This is a genomic window from Sphingomonas sp. CCH15-F11, assembly GCF_001557005.1.
Classification (GTDB): Bacteria; Pseudomonadota; Alphaproteobacteria; order Sphingomonadales; family Sphingomonadaceae; genus Sphingomonas.
Window position 1 is genome coordinate 14,628 of record NZ_LSKG01000055.1, and the last position, 23,402, is coordinate 38,029.

Sequence of the window (23,402 nt, forward strand, 5' to 3'; positions counted from 1 at the left end):
CGCGCTTGTGCTTCGCGGCGCAACGCATTAAGTCAGGGATATTGAGCGGCCGCTCCGGCAAGGGGCGGCCCTTGTTGTTTCCGGAGGATTTTCGACGTGGCCCAGCCGCTGATGCCGCACGCGACCGCTTCCTGGCTGGTCGATAACACCGCGCTCTCGTTCGAGCAGATCGCCGAGTTCTGCGGCCTGCACATCCTGGAGGTCCAGGCGATCGCCGACGACACCGCCGCGACCAAGCTGACCGGGCGCGATCCGGTGCGCGCGCACGAACTGACCATGGAGGAGATCGAGAAGGGCCAGAACGACCCCGATTACCGGCTCCAGATGCTCAAGGGCCCCGATCAGGTCCGCCGGACCAAGGGCCCGCGCTACACCCCGGTCAGCAAGCGCCAGGACAAGCCCGACGGCATTGCGTGGATCATCCGCAACCATCCCGAGATCAGCGACGGCGCGATCGGCAAGCTGATCGGCACGACGCGCACGACCATCGCCGCGATCCGCGACCGCACCCATTGGAACATCGCCAATATCGTGCCCAAGGATCCGGTGACGCTGGGCCTGTGCTCGCAGCGCGAACTCGACGCGCTGGTCGCCAAGGCGGCGAAGGCGGCCGGGCTTGAAGCCCCCGTCGACACCCGGCTGGAGGGCGACCGCGAGGCGCTGATCGAACAGCTGCGCGCCGAGCGCGACGCTGCGGCGCGCGATGCCGAAGCCGCCGCCTCCGGGGTGGATCGCAGCGCGCCGGCGGAGCCGACCGCGGACACGCTGTTCCGGCGCTGACCCCTGCCCGGGGTTCGCCGCTTTCGCGCATGTGCCAATGCGGATAGCGTGGAGCTTCCACGATTCGCGAGGCTGAACCATGTGCGACGATCTGACCGCCGACGATAATGACCGGTTTCTCGGCACACGCGCGGGGGTCTCGCGACGTGAGTTCGGCGCGCTGGCCGGCGCGGCCGGGCTGATCGCCGCGCTGCCCGTTCCGGCCAATGCCAAGCCGATTACCGGGCGCGACGTGACGATCACCACCCCGGATGGCGTGTGCGATGCCTATTTCGCCGCCCCCTCGCGCGGCAAGGCGCCTGCCGTGCTCGTCTGGCCCGACATCATGGGCCTGCGCCCCGCCTTTCGCCAGATGGGCGACCGGCTCGCCCAGTCGGGCTTCGCGGTGCTGACCGTCAACCAGTTCTACCGCTCGACCAAGGCGCCGTTCCTCGCGCCCGGCGAAAGCTTCGACCAGCCCGAGGTGCGCGCCCGCATCGCGCCGTGGCGCGCGGCGTTGAGCCAGGACGGGACGCGCCGCGACGCGCGCGCCTTCGTCGACTGGCTCGACCGCCAGCCCCAGGTCGATACGCGGCGCGGCATCGGCACCACCGGCTATTGCATGGGCGGTCCGATGACGATGCTGACCGCGACCGAGCGGCCCGACCGCGTGCGCGCGGGTGCGTCGTTCCACGGCGGCGGGCTCGCCACCGACCGGCCGGACAGCCCGCATCTCGGCGTGCCGGCGATGAAGGCCGGCTTCCTGTTCGCGGTCGCCGAGAATGACGACCAGCGCAACCCGGCCGAAAAGGACAAGCTCCGCGACGCCTATGCCGCCGCGAAGCTGCCTGCCGAGATCGAGGTCTATGCCGGCACGCTCCACGGCTGGTGCCCGCCCGACAGCCGCGTCTACAATGCGGCGCAGGCGGAAAAGGCGTGGGGCCGGCTGCTCGCCCTGTTCGACGGCGGCCTGCGTCGCGGCTGACCGGCGCGCGTCGGCGCACTTGACCGCGACGCGGAATCGTTCACTATATGTTCTCATTTGAGCGGAAGGAGCGAGTCGTGGCCGAGGAACTGGTGCTCTACACCCACCCCTTTTCGCGGGGACGGATCGCACGGTGGATGATCGAGGAGGTCGGCGCGCCTTACCGGACCGAGTTGATCGAATACGGCCCGCCAATGAAATCGCCCGAATATCTCGCGATCAACCCGATGGGCAAGGTGCCGGCGATTACCCATGGCGGGCGCATCGTCACCGAAGCCACGGCGATCTGCGCCTATCTGGCCGACGCCTTCCCCGATGCCGGGCTCGCCCCGCGGGCGGACGAGCGCGCGGATTATTATCGCTGGCTGTTCTACGCCGCCGGACCGCTCGAACATGCCGTGACCGAGAAATCGCGCGGCATCGCGCCGAGCGAGAAGGAGATGCAGTTGGTTGGCTACGGCCATTACGATCTGGTCGTCGACGTGCTCGATGCGCTGCTGACGCGCCAGCCTTTCGCGGCGGGCGATCGCTTCACCGCCGCCGATGTGGCGCTCGGGTCGCAGATCGGCTGGGGCCTGCAATTCGGCACCCTGCCGCATCGCGACGCCTTTGCCGCCTATGTCGCGCGCGTCACCGACCGGCCCGCCTATGTCCGTGCCAAGGGCACCGACGACGCGCTCGCCGCCGCCGCGGGTTGAGGCGGACACCGGATCGCCACAATCCTGGCCAATACGTCCGGCGACAGCGGGGGTAGCCGATGATTTTCGCGATGCTGTGGATCCAGGCGCTTCCCGCCCTCCCCGCTCGCCAGACCCCGCCGGCGCCGCGGCTGACCGAAACGCCCGGCGATTGCGCGGCCGCCCCCGGCGACGACATCGTCATATGCCGCCGGCGCGACGACGCCCGCTACCGATTGGCACCGCTGCCCGACACCTGGGTCCGATCCGACCGCGCCGAAGCCGACCTCGCCGGCGGCAAGCTGTCGGTGGAGGCGGAGCAGGGACGTTACGATCCGCGCCTGATGCTCCGCTTCAAGCTACCGTTCTGACCGCACCGCGCGGCCGAAGTATAAGGGCCGAAGGATCAGGACACCGTCGCCGTCGGTGCCCCGCCCCGCCCGCGCAGCGCCTCCGCGCTGATGCCGACATCCTTGATCGCGCGGCTGCCGTCGCCGAGCGGCGCCACCTGCGATCCGTTGATCGTGACGGTCAGCTGATCGGGCCGGCCGACATTGATCATCGGCCGGTCCGCGTTCATCGGCACGTCATAGCGTTCGCCGGGTGCCAGCGTCTTCATCACCAGCGTCTCGTTGCTGGCATCATAGACACGGACCCACACCTCTTCCTTGGCGGTCAGCGTCACCTGCCCGGCAGAGGTCGGCGCGGCGGCGGCCGCGGCGGCGGGATCGGGACGCGCGCTCACGCCCCCCGCCGACGCCACAGGTGCCGGTTGCGGCGCGATGCCCAGGTCGCGTTCGACGCGCGCCTGTTCGGCGACCGGCGCCTCGCCCGGTGCGAACATGCCGGGGGCATAGATCAGCCCGACCGCCACGATGGCGACGATCGCCACCACCAGCGCGCCGATCGCCAGTGCCGCCGACGGCACCCGGCGCGGCTCGCGAAATTCCTCGGCGACGCGCGGCGGATCGCGGTGATAGCTGCCGGCCAGCTCGCGGCGCAGTTCGCGCGACAGCTCGACATCGTCGACGCCGACCGCGCGGGCATAGGCGCGGCAAAACCCCATGACATAGGTGATCGACGGCAGGCTCGAATAGCTCGATGTCTCGATCGCATCGAGGTGGCGTTGCGGGATCCGGGTGCGCGCCGCGATCTCGGCCAGATCGAGACCCTGGGCGACGCGGGCGTCGCGCAGCCGTTCGCCGACGGTTTTCGGAAAAAGTTGCGGGTCGCCCATGACTTCGGCTTCGCCCATCCCGGTCTCTCCAGCGAAAGCGTGGGCGCGACCTCCCCGCTTTCGTGCCTATGGGGTTTCCCCGACCCGACCCGCGCTGTCAACGCCGCATCGGGGCGGATCGTCTGAAATCAGGCGATTTCCACGGCATTTGCGGTCGCCCAGGCAAGCAGCGGCTCGCGCAGGCTGCGCGGCGGGTGCGCGAGCAGCCGGTCCATCTCCGCGGTCAGCGCGGCGCGGTCGAGCGATCGGATCATCGCCTTGACCGGCCCGACCGCGGCCGGGGTGATCGACAGCCGGTCGATGCCGATGCCGATCAGCGCCATCGCCTCCAGCGGCCGGCCGCCCATTTCGCCGCACACCGCCACCGGCTTGCCCGCCGCGCGTGCCTCGCCCGCCACGCGGCGCAGGAAGCGCAGGATCGCCGGGCTCAGCCAGTCATAGCGCAACGCCAGCTTGGGATGCGCGCGGTCGGCCGCGAACAGGAACTGGGTCAGGTCGTTGGTGCCGATCGACAGAAAATCGAGCCGCGGCAGCAGCATGTCGAGCACGTCGGCCAGTGCCGGCACCTCCAGCATCGCGCCATAGCGGATTTCGGTCGGCAATTTGCGCCCGCGCGCGCCCAGCCATTCGCGCTGCGCCTCGAACAGCGCGCGCGCCTCTTCATATTCCCAGGGTTCGGACACCATCGGGAACATGACGTTGAGCTGGCGGCCCGACGCGGCTTCGATCAGCGCGCGCGCCTGCGCCTTCATCAGCCCGCCGCGGTCGAGCGCCAGACGCAGCGCGCGCCAGCCCATCGCGGGGTTTTCCTCCTCATTGCCCTCGTCATGGTTGAGGTACGGCAGCGCCTTGTCGCCGCCGACATCGACGGTGCGGAAAATCACCGGCCGGTCGCCCGCCGCGTCGAGCACGTCGCGATACAGGCGCTGCTGACGCTCGCGCTGCGGCAGGGTCGCGGAGACCAGGAACTGGAATTCGGTGCGGAACAGGCCGATGCCATCCGCGCCGGTCAGGTCGAGTGCGGCCACATCGTCACGCAAGCCGGCATTGACCATCAGCGTGACGCGATGCGCGTCGCGCGTCACCGGCGGCTCGTTCTTCAGCGCGGCAAAGGCGGCACGACGCTTCTGGCTCGCCGCCAGCTTGGCCGCGAACGCCTCGTCCATCGCCGCCGACGGGCGCACGACCAGCGTTTCGCCGGTCACGTCGAGCAGGATGCGGTCGCCCTCCGCGATCAGCCGCCGCACGTCGCGCACGCGGCCCAGCACCGGCACCCCCATCGCGCGGGCGACAATGGTGACGTGCGCGGTCAGCGATCCTTCCTCCAGCACCACGCCTTTCAGCCGCCGGCGGTCATATTCGAGCAGCTCGGCCGGGCCCAGGTTGCGGGCGATCAGGATCGAATCCTGGCGCAGCCCCATCTGCGCGGCGGTGCCCAGCTGGCCCGACACGATCCGCAGCAACCGGTTGGACAGGTCCTCCAGGTCGTGCATCCGGTCGCGCAGCAGCGGGTCGTCGATCTGGCGCATCCGCATCCGGGTGCGCTGCTGGACGCGCTCGATCGCGGCCTCTGCGGTCAGGCCGCTGTCGATCGCCTCGTTGATCCGCCGCGACCAGCCCTCGTCATAGGCGAACATCTTGTAGGTCTCGATGACCTCCTCATGCTCGCCCGCGCCGCCGAACTCGGCCTGGCTCGTCATGCGGTCGATCTGCTCGCGCATCTTGTCGAATGCGGCATAGACGCGGTGGCGCTCCGCCTCGACATCCTCGGCGACGGTGTGTTCGATGGTGATGCGCGGTTGATGGAACACCGCGACGCCCGCCGCCATCCCCTCGACCAGCTTGAAACCGGGCACGCGCATCGTCGCGGTCGACTGCGGGCGCGCCGCATCGCTCGCCGCCCCGTCGATCAGGCCGGCATTGGCGATCAGTTCGGACAATACCATCGCCACCGTCTGCAACGCCTCGATCTCGACATCGTCGTACCGGCGCGGGTCGACATGCTGCACCGCCAGCACCCCGACCGCACGCTCACGGCGGATGATCGGCACGCCGGCGAAGCTGTGAAACCGCTCCTCGCCCGTTTCCGGACGATAGGCGAAATCGGGATGCGCCGTCGCCTCATCAAGGTTCAGCGTTTCCACATTCTTGGCAATCGTGCCGACCAGCCCTTCGCCCAGCGTCATCTTGGTGACGTGCACCGCCGCCTCGGACAGGCCGCGCGTCGCGAACAGCTCGAGCACGCCGTCGCGCAGCAGGTAGATCGAGCAGACCTCGCTATCCAGCGCCTCGCCGATGATGTTGACGACCGCGTTCAGCTTGCTCTGCGCGGGCGTGCGCGCGGCCATCACATCATGAAGGCGGGTCAGGATCTCGCGGGCGGATGCGGCAGCGGAAAAGGGCATGGGACAGGGCTAACAGATTGCGGGGCAACGCGCCAAGGGTGCCGCCACGCCGCGCGCAGCGAAGGGGTTCGGCGCGCGGCGCTCAGAGCGCGCGGATCAACCGGGCGGCGACCGCCAGCCACGGGGGGTCGGCGATCACCTGCTGGCGCTGACCCGTGCCGAGCGGGATGAGGTGCAGCCTGCCGCCATCCCGCGCGATCAGCCGCCCGAACAGGAACCGGCCCGCCGCGCGCGGCACGAGCACGTCGCGGTTGAGCGCGGCGTCGAAGCCTTCGGGTGCCAGGCGGCGGCACCACAGCTCGTCGCCCGCGCGATAGTCGCCCATTCCCACCGCGACGCGCAACGCGACCATCTCGGGTTCGGGGCGCGGCGGCACCGCCACTTCGGCACGCCGGGGCGCGACCGCCCCGCCCGCTTCCAGCCACGCCGCGACCGGCACGTCGGCGCGATCGGGCAACCGGACCAGGTCCGCCGCCTCGACGTCGAGCGCGCGGGCGATCCGGTTGAGCCACGCGACCGACACGGTGCGGGTGCCGGTCTCCAGCCGGCCGATCGTCTGCGCCGTCGTCGGCGGCACGCAACGCTGCGCGACTTCGTCGAGCGTCAGCCCCTTGGCGCGGCGCACCTCGCGGATCGAACTGATCATCTCGCCCCTCCATTTAACCAGATCGGTTTCTCTCTGTCCTACAATCGAGCGATAATGGCAATAGAGCCGCATCGGGTTTCGAGGAGGCGAGGATGCGCGAACTGATCGACCGGCCCCTTGACGCGCAGCGGCCGTCAGGGCGTCAAGTTTGTGTCAACTTAGCCGAATCGCCGCTCACCTGGCTGCGTGCGCGCGGCCATGTCGATGCCCGCCAGTTCGAGGCGGGCGAGCGGCTGCGCGCCGATTATGAGCGCGCGCATCTCGCCCCCAGCATCACCATGCGGTGGGATGCGGCCGCCGCGTCGCGCGGGCGACGCGGCCCCGACCGGGGGCTCGATCCGGGCGCGGCGCAGATCGCGGCCAGGCAGCGTTTCGATGCGGCGATCGCGGCAACCGGGCGCGGCCTCAGCGACATTTTGTGGCGCGTCGTCTGCGCGGGCGAAGGGATGAGCCACGCCGAACGCGCGCTCGGCTGGCCGGCGCGCGCGGGCAAGCTGGTGCTCGGCCTCGCGCTCGACCGGCTCGCCGATCACTATCGCCTGCCCTGACCGCATCGCGCGGCGGTTTCGCCGGCCCGCGCGATCGGCTATCCGGGGGCGCATGCGGCTGCGCTTCATCAAATGCCATGGCTCGGGCAACGACTTCCCGCTGATCGACGCGCGCGATCTGGCGCTCACCGATCCGCAATGGGCGGTGGTCGCGCGCGCGCTGTCCGATCGCGGCGGACCGGTCGGCAGCGACGGGCTGCTGCTGCTCACCGGCGATGCCGCGACGGGCGAACGGCCGGGCATGCGGATGTTCAACCCCGACGGCAGCGAAGCCGAAACCTGCCTCAACGGCCTGCGCTGCACCGCGCGGCTGGCGTTCGAGGTCGGCGGGCAGGCCGAAATGACGATGCAGCTCAAGACCAGTACCGCCGATGTCCGCCGCGTCGACCCGATCGCCCCCGGCGTCGTCACGGTCGAAACGCGGGTCGGCCCCGTATCGACGCGCAGCCGCGACGTCGGGCTGACCCATGGCGTCGACCATGTCGTATTCGCGACCATCCCCGGCCTGCCGAGCCTGCGCCGCTTCACCGCCGTCGCCATGCCCAACCCGCACCTGATCAGCTTTGTCGACACCGTCGACGAGGAGGAGCTGGTCGCGCTCGGCGACTGGTGCGAGTCCGCGCCGCCGCTCATTCCCGGCCGCGCCAATGTCAGCTTCGTCGAGCTGCGCGGCCGCGACCTCTATGTCCGCACCTATGAACGCGGTGTCGGTCTGACCAACAGCTGCGGCAGCGCGATGGCGGCGTCGACGTTCGCCGCCGCGCTCAACGGCCGGGTCGCCTTCGACCGCTGGCTGACCGTCTTCAACCGCGGCGGCATGGTGGGCGCGATGGCCAGTGCGCCGCATGGCCCGAGCGCGAACCCGGCGGCCGGGGCTTCGGCGTCGGTGCCCGCGAACATGGTCGCGATCCGCGGCAATGCGACCTTCGAATTCGACGCCGAGGTCGAGGTCGATCTCGACACCGGTGCGCTCGGCGCCTTCCACATCGTCAACCGCCGCGACGACGAAGTCCGCGCCTGGACGGACGCGGTCGCGGCCCTGAGCACGGTCGATCAGGCACGAACAGGACAGAGCCGATCATGGACATCGGAATGATCTGGGTCGAACCGCCGCAACGTCGTGGTCCGCCTCAACCTGATATGGGCATCCGGTTTCGGCCTGTGCGGGGCATCGGGGCATCTGCGCGTCTGCGCACAGTCCAGAATTGGCCAGCCTCGCCTTTTCGACTTCTGAAGGGAATCGTAGGTGTCGCAGCGGGGCTGCCGCCTCGTGCGATCATGCGGGGAAACGCCAGGCCATTGTCCTGTCGCCCCTTTGCCGTGATGCTGGGCGGGGCATTGGCGATCGCGGGCTGTGCCACCCACGCCGGCAGGCCGGACCCGGTCGAGCCGCTGACGCTCGACCTGACCCGCACGGCGGAGCGGGAGGTCATGGCGCGCTATCGCCTGCGCGCGCCGACGACGGCGCTGCACTTTCCCCAGGCGCTGGGCGGTTATCGGGCCGATGCGTGGCGCGCCGCGGATCCCGGTTTCCGATGGGTGGACGAAGGCAATGGCGAGCGGGTCGAGCGCATCGACGGGCGGCCGTTCCGCACGGTCGCGTTCGCCATTGCCATCGATTATCGCGCGCTGCCGAAAAGCTATGCGCCCTTTTCGCCGTTCAGCCAGGGCGGCGCGCTCGTGCATTCGGGGCAGTTCCACGCGTGTCTCGCCGCCCCGTGCGAACAGCCGGCGCCCCTGCCCGTCCGCGTCAAGGCGCCCGGCGCGACGATCGGCGTCGAGGGGCGTCGCACGCCGGCGCGCGAACGCTTCGTCAGCCGCGACGAGGGCACGAACATCTTCATCGGCACGCTGCAGCCGGTGGACGCCGATGGATTCGTCGCGATCATCGATCCCGGCCTGCCGCCTGCCACGCGTCAGCATCTCGACCGCTCGCTTCCCGACGCGATTCAGGGCTTTGCCGCGATTTATGGTCCGCTGTCCTTCAAGCCGGAACTCTATGTGTCGATCGACGACACGCCGGAGAAGAACGGCCGGATTTCAACCCAGGGCGGCACCCTGCCGCGGCAGATCTTCATGCACTTCGATGGCGAGAATGCCAGGGAACGGGTGGCGGCGGGCGACACACTGTGGCTGGACTGGTTCTTCGCCCATGAGGCCGCGCACCTGTTCCAGCAGGACAAGTTCGGCAAGCTGGTCGGCGACGATCAGGTTGGATGGATGCACGAAGGCGGCGCGGATGCGCTGGCCGCGCTGGCCATGGCCGCGCGGGGACCGGCAGCGCGCGCCTATGTGCTGAGCCGCGAACAGGCGGCGGAAAAGGCCTGTGCCGACGGTGTTGCGGTCACGGCGCTGCCCAAGGCGAAGGGCGAAGGTAAGTTCGACCTGCATTATCAATGCGGGCTGATCATCTGGCTCGCGCTCGATCAGGCGTTGCGGCGCGGCGGCAAGGATGGCCTGCACGACCTCAATCGCGCTCTGTTCGCGGCGGTGCGCGGCGGACAGCCATGGGGCGAGCCGATCCTGTTCGAGACTGCGCGCCAGCTCGGCGTCGCACCGCCGTTGCTGGCCCAGATCGCGCGGCTGACACAGGGCAGCTCAACCGACGCGGTCGACGCCGTCGCCATGCTGGGGCCGGTCGGCGCGCAATCGCTGCAACCCTAGCCCCGAGGCACCGGGAATGCGCTGTCGACCCGTGCCGTTGGCGTTCAGAGCGCCCGTTGCGGCAGCGACGCGCCAGTGAGCGCCCTGGCCACCAGGATCACAAGCTCTGCCGGATCGAACGGTTTCTTGATATAGGCCGACGCGCCGGTTTCAAAGGCGAGCCGGGCGTGCCAGTCGCTGGTCCGGCTGGTCAACATGATCACCGGAAGCGATTTCAGCATGTGGTCGTTGCGAATGTCGCGAAGCACGACCATCCCCGCCTTTCCCGGAAGATTGCAGTCGAGAATGACAAGGTCGGTCGTCGCGCCATAGATCGATTCCAGCGCGTCGTCGCCATCGTGCACGACATCGACGCGATACCCGGCGGCACCCAGCGTTGCCGCCACGATGTCGCAGGTGATCGGATCATCGTCGATCACGACGATCCGCTTTGCCGCCAGTTTGACGGGTGCGCTCAATGCCAACGTCGGCTCCTTTCAAGCAGGCTGTTCACCCTAGCGAGCAGGAGCGGCATGTCGAAGGGTTTGGTGACATAGTCATTGGCACCTTCGTACCGGGCGATCGACTGGTCGGCCGCGCCGCGCCGCCCGGTCAGCATGATCACCGGCACCTCCACCAGCGTCTGCGACACGCGCATCTGCCGCAGGATCGTGATGCCGGTCATCCTCGGCAGGTTGCAGTCGAGGATCGCCAGGTGCGGCGGGCGCCACAGCATGGCGTCCCACGCGCTTTGGCCGTCGACCAGCCAGCCGACGGCATGGCCGGCGGCGCCGAGCGCGTCGGACACCATCCTGCCGAGGATCTCGTCGTCCTCCGCGAGGATCAATCGCGCCATGTCAGCTGCTTTCCGCCGTCAGCGCGCGCGTGATCGCGCCCGCCAGCTCGGTCGCGGTGACCGGCTTTTCCAGGACGTCCGCGGCCCCATAAGCCCGCATGATCCGGTGATGGGCGTCCCAGCGCGGCGCGGAGACGATGATGACCGGGATCGGCGGATGGCGCGACTGCAACCGGTTGCGCAGGGTCAGTTCGGAAAGCCCTTCCAGCCCGCAATCGAGCAGCACGATGTCGGGCTGGCTGGCGGACAATCCATCCCGCGCCGCATTGGCGTTTTCAAACATCGTCGCTCCGTGCCCCATGCCATGCAGCATCGCGCACAGCGATTCCGCGAACACCGGGTCGTCGTCGACCACGAATATGGCCAGTCGGTCGGGCATCATCCCGCATGGCGCAAGTCGTCCAGGCCGGTGCGGATGATCAGGTGGCGGCTCGCCGGGTCGCCCGCGTCGCGAAGCGCGTTCTCCAGCGCCGCCGCCGCGTCGCCCAGCGCGGGCTCGCCGAACATGCCGGCGGTGCCCGCAAGCTTGTGCAACAAATCAATCACCCGAAGATAATCGTCGTCGCCGCCCGCGCCCGATTGGCCGAGCGATGCGATCATGTCCAGCGTCTCGTCGCGTCGTTGCACGTAACGCTGCTCCAGACTGACATGTTGCGCCTCCACCAGCGGGAGCGAGGCCGCAACGTCGGAAAAAGACCTCACGTCCAGATATTGATCAATTACCTGCTTCAGGTCAGGGGTGCGAACCGGCTTGCTGAGGTGCGCCTGCATGCCTGCGGCGAGACAGGCGGCCACGTCCTCGGCATAGGCGTTGGCCGTCAGCGCCACGATCGGCAGGCGCCCGGCGTCGAACCCTTCCGCGCGCAAGCGACGCGTGGCTTCAAGCCCGTCCATGACCGGCATCTGGATGTCCATCAGCACGAGGTCGTAGGGCCGGCCCGCATCCGCCGCCTCGCGGATCATCGCCACCGCCCTGGCACCGTCGCCCGCAATCGCGACATCGAATGCGAGCTGCCGGGCGATTCCCTGAATCAGCGCCTGGTTGATGTCGTAATCCTCCGCGACCAGAATGCGCGGCCGGCGGGGGGGCGAGAGTGGTGACGCGGTCGGCGGCTCCGCGCCGACCGTCCAGTCGGCCGCCGCCGGTGCCTGCGCGACGCGCAGCGGCAGGAAAACCGAGAATATGGCGCCCTTGCCCAGCTCGCTCTGCACGGTGATGCGCCCGCCCATCATCGCGACGAGCTGCGTGCTGATCGACAGACCGAGGCCCGTTCCCCCGAACTTGCGGACGATCGAACCATCGGCCTGGCTGAACTTTTCGAAAATCGTCCCGACCCGATCGGGCGGAATGCCGATGCCGGTATCCGCGACGTCGATCCGCAATTCATCGCCCGACGGCGCCCGGGCCACCGTCACGTCGACATGGACGTGCCCGTGTTCGGTGAACTTGACCGCGTTGCCGACCAGGTTGAGCACGACCTGGCGAACGCGAAGCGGGTCCCCGATCACGAAACGCGGGACCGCGTCGTCAACGGTACAGCGCAGCGCCACGCCCTTGGCCCTGGCGATCGGCTCCATCAGCTGAAGCGCCGCGCGCAGCTTGTGCCGGATACCGATCGGCTCGTCGGCGAGCTGCATCTGGCCCGCCTCGATCTTCGAGATATCGAGGATGTCGTTCAACAGCCGCATCATCGCACGTCCGGATTCGGCGATCAGGTTGACGTGGCGGCGCTGCTCGTCATCGAGCGGGGTTGCGGCGAGCAGTTCGGTGAACCCGATCACGCCGTTCATCGGCGTGCGGATCTCGTGGCTCATATTCGCGAGGAACGACGATTTGGCGTTGGCGGCGTCCTCCGCCTGCCGGCGGGCGGCGACGAGCTGCGCCTCGATCGCCTTCGTCTTCGACACATCGCGGATCGATGCAATGATCTCGACGGGCCGGCCGGTTTCGGGGTCCTGCACCGCGGCGCAGTTTGCCTCCATCCAGCGATAGCGCGTGCGGTCGGTCGGCGCGGCCGAACGAAATGCGATGAGCACCTGCTTCATGTCGCCCGCGACGAGCGCGGCGAAGGCGTTGCGGACCTGCGCGTCCTCATCGGGATGGAAATCGGCGAGCAGATTGGCGCCGACCAGCGCATCAGCGGGAACCTCGAACAGGGTCGCCGACGACGGCGACGCGTAAAGGCAAGTCCCGTCGAGCGACAGGCGCACGACGGCGTCGGTGACGTTGTCGGTGATGAGGGTAAGTTGCTGGTCGCGTTCGGCCAGCGCGGCGAGCGCGGCCTTCTGGCTCGTCACGTCAAGGTTGACGCCGATGAACCCGATGACGTCGCCCTTCTCGTCGACCTCCGGCCGGCCGACCGTGTCGACCCAGACGATCGATCCGTCGGGCTTGCGCCAGCGGAATTCCTCCCGGAACACGGTGCGTTCGCTGACCGCCTCGCGCCAGGCCGCACTGACTCGATCGCGATCGTCTGGGTGGAGCGCGGTGGCCCAGCCGTCGCCCTGCCAGTCGCCGTCGCCCAGTCCGGTCAGTCCCAGCCAGGCCTGGTTGACATAGGTGCAGCTGCCGGCTGCATCGGTCCGGAAAATCCCCGCAGGCGCGAGGTTGGCCAGCGTCTGGAAGCGCAGCTCGCTCGCACGAAGCTGCTCGATCGCGCGCTTTTGTTCGGTCACGTCGACCGCGGCCCCGAAATAGCCGATGACCCGCTCGTCTTCATCGAACTGCGCGGCGTTGTACGTTTCCATCCAGAGGCTGGTCCCGTCGGCGGCCCTGAATTCGATCATCCGGCGACGCATCATCCCCGGCTTGAAATTGCGGAAAGGCGGGTCTTCGCGCAGCGGCCGCAGGTCGGCAACCGCCTCCATCCACCCGTTACCCAGCATCTCTTCGACCGACTTGCCGAGCTTCGCCGCCCAGGACGGGTTGATATAGGTCAGCGCCCCGGCGCTGTTTGCGCGGAAGATGCCGACCGGCGCGGATTCGGCCAGCATCCGGAAACGCGCCTCGCTGTCGGCGAGCGCGCGTTCCTGCAGGACGGCCTCGGTCACGTTGCGGATATTGCCCGTCGTGCCGATGAAGTTGCCCTGCGCATCGGCAAGCCGGCGGATGCTGACCTCGATATGCGCGAGCTCGCCGGATCGGCGAAAGAAGCGTTGGCGGAACGTCGCTTCGGACAGCTTGCCCGTTGCGAAGTCGGGATAGACCGTGGCGGTCATCGCCCGATCGTCGGGGTGCAGCAGTCGGGTGGTCCGCCAGCCCAGGCTTTCGGCGACGGTGTAGCCGGTCAGCGCCTCCCACGCCGGGTTGAGGAAAATCCACCGGCCCTGCGCGTCGGTCTTGAAGATGACTTCGCGCATATTGTCGAGCATGGAGCGGTTGAGTTCCTCGCTCTGGGTAAGCGCGCGGGCGATCGCGGCGCGGCCCGCCAGCGCAACGGCGACGGGCAGGCTCATGCCGAAGTTGACGACCAGGAAGCCCTGAAGCGTGTGCAGCCGCGCGGCCATGTCCCCCTTGACGAGCGTGATGGGGCCGGATCCCGACCATGTCGCAATGCTGGCGATCACCGCCACCATCAGCGTCGCGGCCGCGGCCCCCAGCCCGCCCAGGCGGAAGGCGGCCAACAATACGACCGGCGTGGCGACGTAGAGCAGCGGAAAACGCGACTGGGCGAAGACCCCGACGACGACAAGGAAGCCGCCCGACATGACCAGGAACCATTCGACCAGCCGTTCGCGCGAAACCGGCGCACGGTCGTTCCAGGCGTCGATCGCGACCCAGATCGACGGCGCGAGCAGCAGCAGCCCCAGCGCGTCGGTCAGCGCCCAGGTGATCCAGAATTCATAGGCCAGCACGCCCTGCCCCAGCACCATCGCGGCGACGAAGCCGGCAAAGGCCGGCGCGACCAGGCCGCCGAAGAGCGTGAAGGCCATGAGGTCCGAGAATTTGCTCATGTCCGGACGCGCACGGCCGGCGTGGCGCATCAGGATGGTGACCGACATGATCTCGATCGTGTTGACCGCGCTCAGCCCGATCGCCCGCGACAGCATGTCGCCGGCGAGCAGGTTCGCAAGCACATTGGCGGCGAATGCCGTTGTATTCAGCAGCAGATCGGGCCGATCGCGACGAAGCAACAGCGCGACCAGCACCGCGTTGGGCAGCCAGACGGCGGCGATGCGGCTGGAATCGCGGGTCAGCGCGACACCGAGATAGGCCAGCACGCCGAAGAGCAGGGTGACGCCCGTGACATAGGCGACGCGCGACAAATGCCGCCCCGCCCCCGGGTTGTGCGTGTCGGCTTGCATCATGATGCGTTCTTTCAACGATGGCCCGGCCCGGCGGGATTGAAGGTCACATCGCCTCCACCCGCCGCACGCTCGGGGACATGATCGTCGCGCGGCCAGACGGCAAGCCCGTCCGCTTCCGCCCTGATCCGCTGAAGGACCTGACGCCCGGAAAGGACCGGCATCATCGCGGCCAGGACGAGCATGTCGAGCGGTTCGTCCGCGAGGGCATCGATTGCAGCCTGGCCGTCAGCAACCGTCAGCACATGGTGACCGGCGGCTTCGAGTTTGAAGCTGACCAGATCCTCCAACAAGGGATCGTCGTCGGCCACGATGATGTACGCCATCCTTCAATCTCTCTGCGCGCGAAGGCAAAAGATGAGCGAACATCGTTAATTTTTGGTCAAACCAGCCGGCAAAAGCACCGATCCATGCGGGTTCCGCGACGCTTGGCGGGCCGGCTGTCGAGGGCGGTCAGCCGCGTCGCGCACCGATGCACGTAACCCCTTCGATCTTCACGCGTTCGGCGTCGCTCAGTCGGTGGACTCGCGGTCGCTGAGCAGGCTGGTCAGGCCGAGATCGGCGGTCACGTTGCTCACCGTATAGGCCATGTCGGGAATGGCATCGACCGCGAGCATCAGCGGCAGCAGCTCGATCGGCACGCCTGCGGCGATGGCCGGCGGGGCATAGGCGGCGAAGAAGGTGATCTGATTGGGCAGGCCCGCGATCGTCAGCGTATTGACCACCGCCAGCGCGCCGATCACCGCCAGCTGCGCCCAGCCCAGCGTCACGCCGTTCAGATGCGCGAGCGCGAGCGCGACGACGACGATCGATGCGGGCGCGGCGATGCGGAACAGCGCAACCGCCATCGGCAGCACCATGCCCGACTGCGCCGGCGCCAGCCCGAGCGTGCGCGCGCCCGCCAGCATCGCTGGCAACGCGGCAAGCGAGGATTGTGTGGTGAAGGCAACCGCCTGGGCCGGGGCGACGGCGCGCGCAAAGCCGGCCAGCGACCCGCGCCGCGCCAGCGCCACGGCGGCATAGACGATCAGCATCAGCGCGAGCGTCGTGACGATCTGAACCAGCACATACCAGCCGAGCGCGGCACCCACGCCGAACCCGGTGCGCGCGGCGACGACGAAGGCGAGCGCGAATACGCCGAGCGGTGCCAGGAGCAGCACCCAGCGCACGATCACCAGCATCGCGTCGACCACGCCCGCCAGCACATCGCCGATCGCCCGGGCGCGCGCCGCATCGATCCGTCCGAGTGCAAAGGCGAAGAACAGTGCAAAGATCACCACGGGCACAATGGCGCCCTGCGCCGCCGCGCCGATCGGGTTGGCGGGAATCATCGCGCGCAGCGTGTCGGCGGTGGCGGGCAAGGCGGGCATCGCCTGAGCGGGCGGGCCGAGCGGGGCGGCGAGCCGCCAGCCGCTGAACAGCAGTTCGCCCATCACCAGCCCGACCGCCGCCGATACCGCCAGCAGCGCGACGAAGCTGAGCAGCGCGCGCCGGGTGATCGCGGCGCCGCCCTGGCGCAGCGTCTGGCCGATGCCGGTCACGATCAGGCCGAAGACCAGCGGGACGACAGTCATGCGCAGCGCATCCAGCCAGATACCCCCGACGAGCTGGGCGGCGGGGATGAACCGGCTCGCCGGCCCGGCCAGGATGCCGAGCACGAGCCCGGCGAGAACGCCGGCCAGGATGCGCAGGGTCGGGCCGGTCATGCGTCAGGCATAGGCGGCGGCATGCGTGCCCATTACCTGGGCCGCGAAACGCTCCATCTCCTCCGCCTGCGGGCTCATCTGGAGGAGCAGCAGGTCGAGCCCGGCTGCCTCATATTCGGCGATGCGCTCCTTCAGCTGCTCGGGCGTGCCGACCAGATTGGGGCGCAGGCCGCGATTCGACACCGAATATTCCTGAATCTTCATTTCGCGCTCGAGCTGGGTGCCCGACAGCCACTGGTCGAAATTGTCATAGCCCGCGGGCAGGTCGCTGACCGTGGTGATCCGCTCCAGCTCGCGCTTCGCCTCCGCCTCGCTGTCGCGGACGATGGCATAGGCAGCCATGCCATATTGCATCGGCGGCTTGCCCAGCGCCTCGCGCCGGGCGGCCATGTCGGCGATCTTGGGCGCGACCGCCTCGACGGGATCACCATGCATGACATAGGCGTCGCATTGCGCGGCGATCAGCGCCTTGGCCGCGGGGCTTTCGCCGCCGGCATAGGTGACGGGCTTGCGCACCGGCTTGGGCGCGCACACCGCGTTTTCGGTGGTGTAGAATTGGCCGGCGAAGCTGAACTCCTCCTCGCGCCACAGCCCCTCGACCACCTTCAGCCATTCGCTGGTGCGCGCATAGCGATCGTCGTGCTGGTCGAATTGCAGGCCGTAGCGTTTGGCCTCATCCGCCCACCAGGACGACACGACATTGAGCGCCAGCCGGCCCCCGGCGATCTGGTCGATGTTCGCCGCTGCCTTTGCGAACAATGCCGGCTGGTGGAAATTGGGGCGCACCGCGACCATCAGCTCGAGCCGCTCGGTCACCGCCGCCAGCGCCGCCGCGGTCGACCAGGCATCGAGCGTCGGCGCAGCCGGCCCCTTGATATCGTTCATGTTCAGCTCGGCGATCAGCGTCAGGTCATAGCCCCAGCGTTCCGCGTCCTGCGTCAGCCGGCGGGTATAGTCCCAGCTCGCCTCCATCCCCTCGTCGGCGATATTGCGCAGCCACCCGCCGAACACCGGCATCCAAAATCCATAGCGCATCAGCGCACCTCCTCGATCCCCGACGCGCGCATGCGCGTTTCGTCCAGCCACCGCGCGATGCGGTCGACCAGCCGGTCGTGCGGGTCCCAGCCCAGCACGTCTTGCGGCTTCGCGACGAAATTCGACAATGCGTTGACATCGTAGAAGCGCGGGCATCCGTCGCGATCGTCGATCATCACCTCGACCCCGCCCAGATCGAGCGATGCGGCGCGCGCGATCGCCTCGGCGGCATCGCGCAAAGCGCGGTCGGGCTCGACCGCGACCATGGTGATCGCGCTGCCCGGCACCTGGCACGCATCGGCCGGGCACAGGTCGAACGCGCCGCCGCCCGCGACCTCGATCGCATAGAGATAGGCGCGGTCGAGCGTCTCGATCCGCGTGATCGTGCCGCCGCGCGCGGGCACGTAATCCTGGACGAGCAGCACGCCGTCGATGCTGGTCGGCAGCGTTGCATCGGCGACTGCGGCGCGCACTTCGTCCAGGCTGTCGAAACGGGCGATGCCCGCCCCTGCCCCGCCGATATTCGCCTTGACCACCAGCGGAAACCCGATCGCTTCGGCGGCGGCCGGCACGTCGGCGGCGCGGTGGACGACGCGCGTCGCAGGAATCGCCAGCCCGAGCGATCCGATCAGCGCGAGCTGACGCGCCTTCGACGTGTCGACCGCGAGCGCGGCCGTACCGTTCAACACGCGCGCGCCGGCGAGCTCCCACTGGGCGAACAGCGACTGCGCCCAGAAGATCGGATGCTCGGCCTCCCGCAGGAACGCCGACATCGCCAGCCGGCTGAGCACCAGCGGCGCCGGCGGCGCAGGATCGGCGGGGTCGAACGCGGTACCCGGCTTCAGCGCGCGATAGGCGATGCCGCGCCGGTCGAGCGCGGCGAACAGCGGGACGAACCATTGGGGATGTTCGTAGAGGATGGCGAGGTCAGCGGTCATGATGGCATGCGTCATGCCGCGCCCGGCCCGGGTTGGAAAGCGCGACGCGCTTGTCACCCGCCAAGCAAAGCTTGGGCCGGAACGATCGGCGGTTGCGGCCAGGGCGCGGCGACGGCATGGGCAGGGGATGGCGAAGCTGCGCGTCGATCAACTGCTGGTGGAGCGCGGACTGGCGGAAAGCCGCACGCGCGCGCAGGCGCTGGTGATGGCGGGCCTCGTCTTCGCAGGCGACCGCAAGGTCGACAAGCCGGGCCAGCAGCTGGCCGGGGACGCGGCGCTGAGCGTCCGGGGGCGCGACCATCCCTGGGTCTCGCGCGGCGGCATCAAGCTCGCCCATGCGCTCGACCATTTCGGCTGGGACGTGGCGGGTGCGGTCGCGATCGATGTCGGGTCGTCGACGGGCGGCTTCACCGACGTGCTGCTGAGCCGCGGCGCGGCGCGCGTCTATGCGGTCGATTCGGGCACCAACCAGCTGGCGTGGAAACTGCGCCAGGACCCGCGCGTCGTCGTGCACGAACAGACGAGCGCCCGCATCCTCACCCCCGCCCACATCCCCGAGCCGGTCGACCTGGTGGTGTGCGACGCGAGCTTCATCGCGCTCGAAAAGGTGCTGGCGGTGCCGATCGGATTCGTGCGGCCCGGCGGGCGGCTGATCGCGCTGATCAAGCCGCAGTTCGAGGCGGGGCGCGATGAGGTCGGCAAGGGCGGCGTGGTGCGCGACCCCGCCGTCCATGCGCGCGTGTGCGACGCGGTCGACGCGTGGCTGACGGCGGCGGGCTGGACGGTCGCGGGGCTGACGACGAGCCCGATCACCGGGCCGGAGGGCAATGTCGAATTTCTGATCGCCGCAAGCCTGCCCGCAGCAATCGCGGACCCCAATCGGGACGCGAACGACTGACAACCCTCTTGCGTTCACGCCCAACATCGCCACAACCCGGCGCGTCCCTGTTGCGTTGCGGTACATCTGAACAAAGGAACGGGTGAAGGGCGGCGAATGAGTGAAATAGCGTCCAAGGGTCAGTTGCGGATGTCGTTCCTGCGCTGGGCGATGGTCACCGTACCGCTGGTGCTCCTGCTCGGCCTGATCGCGGGACGGCTGGTGCCGGCCGGATCGGAGAGCACCTGGTACGCGGCGCTGGCGAAACCCGCGGGCACGCCCCCCGACTATGCCTTTCCGATCGCATGGACGACCATCTACGTCTGCAGCGGGCTGGCGCTGGCGATGATCCTGCATGCGCGCGGCGCACGTGGCCGGGGTGCGGCGATTGCGCTGTTCGTCGTCCAGATGATCGCCAACATGGCCTGGACGACGGTGTTTTTCGGCTTTCACCAGATTTTCGGCGCGCTCGTCCTGCTCATCGTCATCCTGTTGCTGGTGATCGCGACCGCGCTGGCGTTCGGCCGCATCCGCAGCGCCGCGGCTTGGCTGCTCCTCCCCTATATGGTCTGGGTCAGCTATGCTGCGGTGATCCAGTTCCAGATCTGGCAGCTCAATCCGGACGGCGGCGCCCTTGTCCCCGCCGCCCCCGCCACCCAAATCGAGCTCTGAGAGCGAAAAGGAACCCCGCATGCAATCCGAGAACCGCCTGTTCGACGACTTCGTCAAGTTCGTGAACGGTGCCGCCGGCACGGTCGCCGGCATGGCGCGCGAAGGCGAAAGCGCCGCACGCGAACGCGCCCGCGAATGGATCGGCGGGCTCGACTTCGTCAGCCGTGACGAGTTCGAGGCGGTCAAGGCGATGGCCGCCGCCGCGCGTGACGAGGTCGACGCGTTGAAGGCCCGTCTCGACGCGCTGGAAGCGAAGCCGGCGGGCAAGGCCAAGCCCTGACCCCCGGCACCCACAGGTTGTCCACAGATTTTTGCACCGGCGCGGCTGCCGCTGCTTGTTCCACGCTTTGCCGGTTGGCAACCATGCGCGCGCCGGGACGCGGCGCGGGAGATGAAACGGATGCTTGACGAAGCGGAGTATGAACGCGACGCCGCGCCGATCGACATGCTCGAAAACTATTTCGGCGCGCATGGCTGGAGCTATGAGCGCGAGGACGAGGAGATCGTCGCCAAGGTCAAGGGCAGCTGGACCGAGTTCGAGCTGCGCGCGATCTGGCGCGAGGAGGACGGCGTCCTGCAGTTCCTGGCCTTTCCCGACATCCGCGTGTCCGACGAGCGCCGCGCGGCGCTGTACGAGGCGATCGGGCTGGTCAACGAACAGCTGTGGATCGGCCATTTCGAGCTGTGGTCGTCGAGCGGCATCCTGCTGTTCCGGCACGCCGCGATGATCGATGCGGGCGACGGCGGCGTGATGACGCTGGCCCAGGCCGAATTGCTGGTGGAAAGCGCGATCGACGAATGCGAACGCTTCTATCCCGTGTTCCAGTTCGTGCTGTGGGGCGGCAAGTCGCCCAAGGAAGCCATCGCCGCGTCGATGATCGAGACCCAGGGCGAGGCGTGAGGCCCTATCAACCGCTGCCCGCCGCCGGGCCGAACCGGCTGCTGATGATCGGGTGCGGCAATATGGGCGGTGCGATGCTGGCGCGCTGGATCGCGGCCGGCACGATCGATCCGGCCAGGGTGTGGGTGGTCGATCCCGGCAGCCCGCAACTGCCCGAAGGCGTGCGGCTTGCCGCGGCGATCACCGACGCCCCTGCTGCGGACGCCGTCCTGCTCGCGGTCAAGCCACAGCAGTTGACGGCCGCGCGCGATGGCGGGCTCGACCGGCTGGCACCGCACCTGTTGATCTCCATCCTCGCGGGCGTCGATGCGGCGACGCTGGCCGGAGTCAGCCACGCCGCGCATGTCGTGCGCGCGATGCCCAACCTGCCCGTCGCGATCGGACAGGGCGTGGTCGGGCTGTACAGCGCGACTGCCACCGATGCCATCCGCGCGACCGCGACCGCGTTGATGACGCCGCTGGGGCTGGCCGAGTGGATCGCGGACGAAACACTGTTCGACGCGGTGACCGCGCTGTCGGGCAGCGGCCCCGGCTTCACCTATCGCTTCATCGACGCACTGGCGCAGGCCGGCGCGGCCCTGGGGCTGGACGCCGACCAGGCATTGCGGCTGGCGCGTGCGACCGTGGCGGGTTCGGCCGTGCTCGCCCAGGCATCGCCCGACACCCCCGCGACGCTCGCCGACCGGGTGGCGAGCCCGGGCGGGTCGACGCGCGAGGGGCTGAACATTCTCGACCGCGACGATGCGCTGCGCCGCCTGCTCGTCGAGACGCTGGCGGCGGCCGAGCGCCGCAACGCCGAGCTCGCTGCCGCCGCGCGCGCCTGAACCTGCCCCTCGCCCGGCAGAACGGTGCGATGGAACTTCGCACGACGATGCGGGGTTAGTCGGTCAGGTTTGAGATCATGGAGGCGATGATGGCGACGACGATCGAACGCGATCCCCAGGGACGCTTTGTCAGCAACAACGACGATGCGGTGAGCCCCGCGTCGAGCAATCGCAACTTCGGCGTGCTCGCGGGTGCGGTCGGGGCCGGCGCGGCGCTGGGCGTGCTGGCGATGCTCGGCCGCAAGGCGGCGGTACAGGCCCCCACCGCCCTTGCCGGCGACTGGGCAGAGGCGCTGGCCGCCGAGCACAAGGCGGTCCTGAAAATCTTCGACGCGATCGAGGCGACAGCGGAGGATGCGACGGGCCGGCGGACGATGTTGCTGACGCAGCTGAAGCACGCGCTGACCAAGCATGCGATCGAGGAAGAGAACGTCATCTATCCCGCGCTGCGCGACGCGGGTCGCCGTGACGAGGCCGATGCGCTCAACAAGGAGCATGGCGACGTCAAACACTATCTCTATCAGCTCGACCAGACGCCGAAGAACGCGACCGAGTGGCTGGCGATCGTCCGCCGTTTCCGCGCCGATATCGAACGGCACATGACCGAAGAGGAAACCGAGCTGTTCCCGGCGCTGCGCGCGCAGCTGTCCGAGGAAAAGAACAAGGCGCTCAAGGCGGCGATGAACAAGGAAGGCTTCAAGGTCGCTTGAGCTCCGGCGTCCTTGCAGGGTCGGGAGACCGCCGCCCGGACGGGCCGCGCGGTCTTCCGACTTCGCGCTGACACCGCCGGCGCGTTCGACGATGGGAGCGGAACCGCGGCCCCGCTGAGGTGATCGTCAGCCCTGGAGCGCCTCGATCCGGGCGCGCTCCTCCGCCGGTATCAAGCTGTCGAGCACGGCCCAGAAGCCGCCGACCGCCCCCTGCCCCGCCCGCGAATAGGCCGCCGACAGCCGCTCACGCAGCTGATCGAACAATTCCGCCTCCAGCGCCGCCCCCGCCGCGGTCAGCCGCATCAGCCGCTGGCGACGATCGCTCACGCCGGGCCGGCTTTCGACGAGCGCGCGTTCGGACAGGTCGTTGAGCACGCGGCCCAGCGACTGCTTGGTGATCGCCAGCAGCGCCAGCAACTCGCTGACGGTCAGGTCGGGCTTGCGCGCGATGAAATAGAGCGCGCGATGGTGCGCGCGGCCAAGGCCGCGATCGGCCAGCCCGGCATCGATCGCCCGATAGAGATGGCTGTAGCCGAAATAGAGCAATTCGACGCCGCGCCGGACCTCGGCCTCGCGCAGGAACAGGGGGGACGCGGCGCGATAGCTTTCCGGGGTATTTTGGCCAGCCATGTTGACCGGGTTCTACACCGCGCTACACCGGGCGCAACCCAGCCCGAC

Annotated in this window: 25 protein-coding genes; 13 read left to right on the forward strand and 12 right to left on the reverse strand. The window is 68.9% G+C overall.

Features of this window, described 5'->3' with window-relative positions:
* Window positions 1-96: 96 nt before the first annotated feature.
* The 4 genes from AX709_RS05235 to AX709_RS05250 all read left to right on the forward strand — a co-directional run bounded on the left by AX709_RS05235 (window position 97) and on the right by AX709_RS05250 (window position 2,792).
* Window positions 97-780, forward strand: a complete 684-nt coding sequence (locus AX709_RS05235) for a DUF1013 domain-containing protein (protein WP_066477718.1) — start codon at window positions 97-99, stop codon at window positions 778-780.
* A gap of 79 nt (window positions 781-859) precedes the next feature.
* Window positions 860-1,744 carry a dienelactone hydrolase family protein gene (locus AX709_RS05240; RefSeq protein ID WP_066547571.1) on the forward strand — a complete coding sequence of 295 codons (885 nt, stop codon included), beginning with the start codon at window positions 860-862 and terminating at the stop codon, window positions 1,742-1,744.
* 77 nt (window positions 1,745-1,821) lie between these two features.
* Window positions 1,822-2,442 (forward strand): glutathione S-transferase family protein, encoded by a 621-nt coding sequence (locus tag AX709_RS05245; RefSeq protein WP_231727429.1) that lies wholly within the window; start codon window positions 1,822-1,824, stop codon window positions 2,440-2,442.
* 59 nt (window positions 2,443-2,501) lie between these two features.
* Window positions 2,502-2,792 carry a hypothetical protein gene (locus AX709_RS05250; RefSeq protein WP_066477727.1) on the forward strand — a complete coding sequence of 97 codons (291 nt, stop codon included), beginning with the start codon at window positions 2,502-2,504 and terminating at the stop codon, window positions 2,790-2,792.
* Window positions 2,793-2,827: 35 nt separating this feature from the next.
* Here AX709_RS05250 and AX709_RS05255 read toward each other — a convergent pair whose 3' ends face one another.
* The 3 genes from AX709_RS05255 to AX709_RS05265 form a co-directional block, all read right to left on the reverse strand.
* Window positions 2,828-3,676 (reverse strand): helix-turn-helix domain-containing protein, encoded by an 849-nt coding sequence (locus tag AX709_RS05255; RefSeq protein ID WP_231727430.1) that lies wholly within the window; start codon window positions 3,674-3,676, stop codon window positions 2,828-2,830.
* A gap of 110 nt (window positions 3,677-3,786) precedes the next feature.
* Window positions 3,787-6,063, reverse strand: coding sequence for a phosphoenolpyruvate--protein phosphotransferase (gene ptsP, locus AX709_RS05260; RefSeq protein ID WP_066477733.1), 2,277 nt, complete (start codon window positions 6,061-6,063; stop codon window positions 3,787-3,789).
* An 82-nt stretch (window positions 6,064-6,145) separates the two neighbouring features.
* Window positions 6,146-6,709, reverse strand: a complete 564-nt coding sequence (locus tag AX709_RS05265) for a helix-turn-helix domain-containing protein (protein WP_066547575.1) — start codon at window positions 6,707-6,709, stop codon at window positions 6,146-6,148.
* A gap of 92 nt (window positions 6,710-6,801) precedes the next feature.
* Here AX709_RS05265 and AX709_RS05270 point away from each other — a divergent pair, with 92 nt between their 5' ends.
* The 3 genes from AX709_RS05270 (at window position 6,802) to AX709_RS05280 (ending at window position 9,921) form a co-directional block, all read left to right on the forward strand.
* Complete coding sequence (locus AX709_RS05270) at window positions 6,802-7,257, forward strand: DUF6456 domain-containing protein (RefSeq protein WP_066477741.1); 456 nt, start codon at window positions 6,802-6,804, stop codon at window positions 7,255-7,257.
* A gap of 52 nt (window positions 7,258-7,309) precedes the next feature.
* The gene (gene dapF / locus AX709_RS05275) at window positions 7,310-8,353 is read left to right on the forward strand and encodes a diaminopimelate epimerase (RefSeq protein ID WP_066547578.1); all 1,044 of its coding nucleotides are present in this window, start codon (window positions 7,310-7,312) and stop codon (window positions 8,351-8,353) included.
* Window positions 8,354-8,556: 203 nt separating this feature from the next.
* Window positions 8,557-9,921 carry a hypothetical protein gene (locus AX709_RS05280; protein WP_156454164.1) on the forward strand — a complete coding sequence of 455 codons (1,365 nt, stop codon included), beginning with the start codon at window positions 8,557-8,559 and terminating at the stop codon, window positions 9,919-9,921.
* A gap of 44 nt (window positions 9,922-9,965) precedes the next feature.
* Here the strand turns inward: AX709_RS05280 and AX709_RS05285 are convergent, their stop codons facing one another.
* The 8 genes from AX709_RS05285 to AX709_RS05320 all read right to left on the reverse strand — a co-directional run bounded on the left by AX709_RS05285 (window position 9,966) and on the right by AX709_RS05320 (window position 18,740).
* Window positions 9,966-10,379 (reverse strand): response regulator transcription factor, encoded by a 414-nt coding sequence (locus AX709_RS05285; protein ID WP_066547584.1) that lies wholly within the window; start codon window positions 10,377-10,379, stop codon window positions 9,966-9,968.
* Window positions 10,376-10,756, reverse strand: a complete 381-nt coding sequence (locus AX709_RS05290; protein ID WP_066547587.1) for a response regulator transcription factor — start codon at window positions 10,754-10,756, stop codon at window positions 10,376-10,378. Before AX709_RS05290 ends, AX709_RS05285 begins: the two co-directional genes overlap by 4 nt.
* 1 nt (window position 10,757) lies before the next feature.
* Entirely contained in the window at window positions 10,758-11,135 is a 378-nt protein-coding gene (locus AX709_RS05295; protein WP_197418990.1) for a response regulator, read from the reverse strand.
* Window positions 11,135-15,064 carry a PAS domain S-box protein gene (locus AX709_RS05300; RefSeq protein WP_066547595.1) on the reverse strand — a complete coding sequence of 1,310 codons (3,930 nt, stop codon included), beginning with the start codon at window positions 15,062-15,064 and terminating at the stop codon, window positions 11,135-11,137. The genes AX709_RS05295 and AX709_RS05300 overlap by 1 nt, the downstream gene beginning before the upstream one ends.
* Window positions 15,065-15,075: 11 nt before the next feature.
* Window positions 15,076-15,387, reverse strand: a complete 312-nt coding sequence (locus AX709_RS05305) for a response regulator (protein WP_066547598.1) — start codon at window positions 15,385-15,387, stop codon at window positions 15,076-15,078.
* Window positions 15,388-15,573: 186 nt separating this feature from the next.
* Window positions 15,574-16,767: a dicarboxylate/amino acid:cation symporter gene (locus AX709_RS05310; RefSeq protein WP_066547600.1), complete on the reverse strand. Its 1,194-nt coding sequence runs from the start codon at window positions 16,765-16,767 to the stop codon at window positions 15,574-15,576.
* Window positions 16,768-16,770: 3 nt separating this feature from the next.
* Window positions 16,771-17,802 carry an LLM class flavin-dependent oxidoreductase gene (locus AX709_RS05315; protein ID WP_066547603.1) on the reverse strand — a complete coding sequence of 344 codons (1,032 nt, stop codon included), beginning with the start codon at window positions 17,800-17,802 and terminating at the stop codon, window positions 16,771-16,773.
* Window positions 17,802-18,740 (reverse strand): ATP-grasp domain-containing protein, encoded by a 939-nt coding sequence (locus AX709_RS05320; RefSeq protein WP_066547655.1) that lies wholly within the window; start codon window positions 18,738-18,740, stop codon window positions 17,802-17,804. Before AX709_RS05320 ends, AX709_RS05315 begins: the two co-directional genes overlap by 1 nt.
* Window positions 18,741-18,867: 127 nt before the next feature.
* Between AX709_RS05320 and AX709_RS05325 the strand changes: the two genes are divergently transcribed.
* The 6 genes from AX709_RS05325 to AX709_RS05350 all read left to right on the forward strand — a co-directional run bounded on the left by AX709_RS05325 (window position 18,868) and on the right by AX709_RS05350 (window position 22,724).
* Window positions 18,868-19,638: a TlyA family RNA methyltransferase gene (locus tag AX709_RS05325; protein WP_066547607.1), complete on the forward strand. Its 771-nt coding sequence runs from the start codon at window positions 18,868-18,870 to the stop codon at window positions 19,636-19,638.
* Window positions 19,639-19,734: 96 nt separating this feature from the next.
* On the forward strand, window positions 19,735-20,289 hold the full coding sequence (locus AX709_RS05330; RefSeq protein ID WP_066547611.1) for a TspO/MBR family protein: 555 nt from the start codon (window positions 19,735-19,737) through the stop codon (window positions 20,287-20,289).
* A 19-nt stretch (window positions 20,290-20,308) separates the two neighbouring features.
* A complete protein-coding gene (locus AX709_RS05335; protein ID WP_066477777.1) occupies window positions 20,309-20,569 on the forward strand; it encodes an accessory factor UbiK family protein in 261 nt (86 codons plus the stop codon).
* 120 nt (window positions 20,570-20,689) lie between these two features.
* Window positions 20,690-21,190: a YbjN domain-containing protein gene (locus AX709_RS05340; protein ID WP_066478001.1), complete on the forward strand. Its 501-nt coding sequence runs from the start codon at window positions 20,690-20,692 to the stop codon at window positions 21,188-21,190.
* Window positions 21,191-21,234: 44 nt separating this feature from the next.
* A complete protein-coding gene (proC, locus tag AX709_RS05345) occupies window positions 21,235-22,014 on the forward strand; it encodes a pyrroline-5-carboxylate reductase (RefSeq protein ID WP_066547659.1) in 780 nt (259 codons plus the stop codon).
* Between the two features lie 89 nt (window positions 22,015-22,103).
* Window positions 22,104-22,724 carry a hemerythrin domain-containing protein gene (locus AX709_RS05350; RefSeq protein ID WP_066547670.1) on the forward strand — a complete coding sequence of 207 codons (621 nt, stop codon included), beginning with the start codon at window positions 22,104-22,106 and terminating at the stop codon, window positions 22,722-22,724.
* Window positions 22,725-22,850: 126 nt separating this feature from the next.
* Here the strand turns inward: AX709_RS05350 and AX709_RS05355 are convergent, their stop codons facing one another.
* The gene (locus AX709_RS05355) at window positions 22,851-23,354 is read right to left on the reverse strand and encodes a MarR family winged helix-turn-helix transcriptional regulator (RefSeq protein ID WP_066547613.1); all 504 of its coding nucleotides are present in this window, start codon (window positions 23,352-23,354) and stop codon (window positions 22,851-22,853) included.
* Window positions 23,355-23,402 lie beyond the last annotated feature (48 nt).